1 pseudogene is annotated in these 2651 nt (G+C 37.4%); it reads left to right on the top strand.

The features are described 5' to 3' along the window. Nucleotides 1-2550: pseudogene (locus CJF42_RS27585) on the top strand (hypothetical protein); the annotation flags it as partial. Nucleotides 2551-2651 lie beyond the last annotated feature (101 nt).

Raw genomic sequence — 2651 nt, 5'->3', positions numbered from 1 at the left:
GGTGCGGATAGGCCGACCTTCACGTTGGAATCTGAGAAGGACTTTAGTGAAGAGTTAAAGTTACTAGGTGAAATAGTAATGCTTCCGCCTCATGAGATGTATAGATTTGCTAAGAAACTAGAAGAGAGAAACTTAGCGCAAGTTCGTGGTATTTGGATGGCGATATTACCTCATCCAATTGCAAATAGGCTTGCCTGTTCAGCGTTGCGAAATGTCCCTCATTCGAATGTTGTTAAGTTCATAAACAGTAATACAGAGCCAAGACTGCTCAAATCATTTTCACGTCGTATTGGATATCTCAACGATAGCAAAGAAGCTGTTAAGATAGCATCATTATGGCTAAAAGCCGACGGAGTGATAGATTTACTTTGTAAAAAAGGTAATGACGAATTATCGATCTCATTGTTGGTCAATATTGCCTCTATTATTCCAAATGAAGTGCTTAATTACTTAGAGCAAAGAGCAAAATTGGATTCAACCTTCTTAACTAGAGACAATCCCCATTACATTTTAATTACAAGGCTTCTTCGTTCTCTAGCATATGAAGATGACTTATTTAGTCAATGTTTTGAGTTGCTTTGTGGTTTCGCCTTATCTGAAAAAAAAGGGGAAAAAAACAACTCTGTTAGAAGTTTACTATGTAGTTTGTTTCAGCTTTATCTATCAGGTACACATGCAAAATTTGAGCGAAGAGTTAAATGCATTAGAACACTCATAGAAAGCAAAAATGAAAGCGAAAGAGAACTTGGCTATGAGTTACTCGATAAATCACTAAATACTAGTCACTTTTTATCGAGTTATGATTGTGATTTTGGTGCTAAATCAAGAGACTCTGGCTACGAGCCTCAAAGTCGCAATGATGTACTTTCTTGGTATCGAGAATACTTATTACTCATTCGTAATTTTGTTTCGTCAGGTAATGTCATTGATGAGCGTATCAAAGAGGTTCTCGCTAGTCATATTAGAGGGCTATGGAGATTAGCTGAACTACATGATGATCTCGAATTCATATCCAAAAGCTTTTGTAACAGTGGAGGATGGCCACGAGGTTGGTTGGCTATGGGGGAAACATTGCGGTTTGATTCAACGTCAATGACGAAAGAGCATAAAAATCGACTGAACATGTTAAGAGCAAATATTGCAGCTCAAGATCTAGACGGAAAAATGGAACTATATGTGTTTACTGACAACCATAGTTACTCCGGTCTCGATGAGCTAGATGAAAAAGGTAAAACGGTAAAATGGGGGTATGAAAAATCCCAAGAACTCGCAGAAGAACTAGGCACACATGTTGCTCAAGAACACTATGACTATCTTATAAATAAGTTGGTTCAGGTTCTTACAACTATGAATAGTAACAACCACTTATTTAGGTTTGGTCATGGAGTTGCTAGCGGAGTTGATGATATTGAAAAGGTATGGTGTGATATTACTATCTGTATAGAAAAACTAGATATCACAAAAGTAAACTCGAACTTTGTTGGAGGTTTTGTCAGATACGTTTATGACAATGACTTAGATAAGGCGCAAATGATTTTAGATCATTTATTGAATAACGATAAACTAAATCAGATATTCCCATTGATGCAGTTTAATTGCCCCCTAGATGAAGTTGCAGTAAGCAGGCTCATAATATCGTTAAAAAATAATACCTCTCCAAGCTGGATGTACCGAAATATGGCATGTGGTAGACGGCATGAATCAATATCTGACTCTGATTTAATTACTATTTTGGATCTGCTCTGGTTGAAGCCAAATGGACACGGTGCTGTGATTGAAATACTAGCCATGCGGTTTTATGGTTTGGAGAATCAAACCATTTACGTTCCTAGTGTGGATTTGATTAAAAAATACAGAGAGCTCTTACTGAAGCATGATTATAGTGTTCAACGAGGCTATGGTGGACGAGTTCATTCTTTGGTACAAATAGCTGAAGTATGCTTTGCGGGGGATAAGGCAGAGAAAGATACTAATACCCTGTTCAAAAAGCTGTACGAAGGTATAGCTACTCATAAAGTTTATGCATTTGACTATGGGGATTTTCTATCAACTTTAATCGAACTACAACCGATCCAAGCCTTAGATGTATTTCTCAAAGATGACAATGTGTCTCATGAAATCGGAAAGAGTGATTTAGATAGAGAAATAAGCCCATTCTCCAAGCTCCCTATTTGCAAAACTATAGCTTGGTGCAAAGAGTCACCAATATACAGATTTAAAACTCTAGCATGGGTGATCACTCCTTATGAGAAGCGTGGTGAACATCTTAGGTTAATTAACTTGGCAAAAGCGCTAATTAACAATAGCCCTGAACCGAGATTAGTTATTGAAGCTTACGAGAGTGCTGTTTATCCAATGTCTTGGAGTGGTTCACGCGCATCCATAATTGAACAGAGAGCTGAGATGTTTAAGGAGCTTCTTTTACACGAAAACCCTGTTGTTGTAGAAAGCACCAAAATAATACTTAGCAGGCTAGAGCTAAAGGTAGAACAAGAAAGGGCTGACGAAGAGTTAAAGTCAAAGCAATCAGAAGAACGATTTGAATGGTGAGTTTAGAGGAATACTGGCCGATTTTTTCCTTTTAGATATTTAGCCATATATTTCCTAATCCAAATCTAAAAACTAAAGTAACGACTCTAGCTTACTTTTGC

The organism is Pseudoalteromonas sp. NBT06-2, assembly GCF_002276045.1.
In the GTDB taxonomy this organism is placed as follows: Bacteria; Pseudomonadota; Gammaproteobacteria; order Enterobacterales; family Alteromonadaceae; genus Pseudoalteromonas.
The sequence above is the reverse complement of the archived record's forward strand: the minus strand, read 5'-3'. Positions and strand labels throughout refer to the sequence as shown.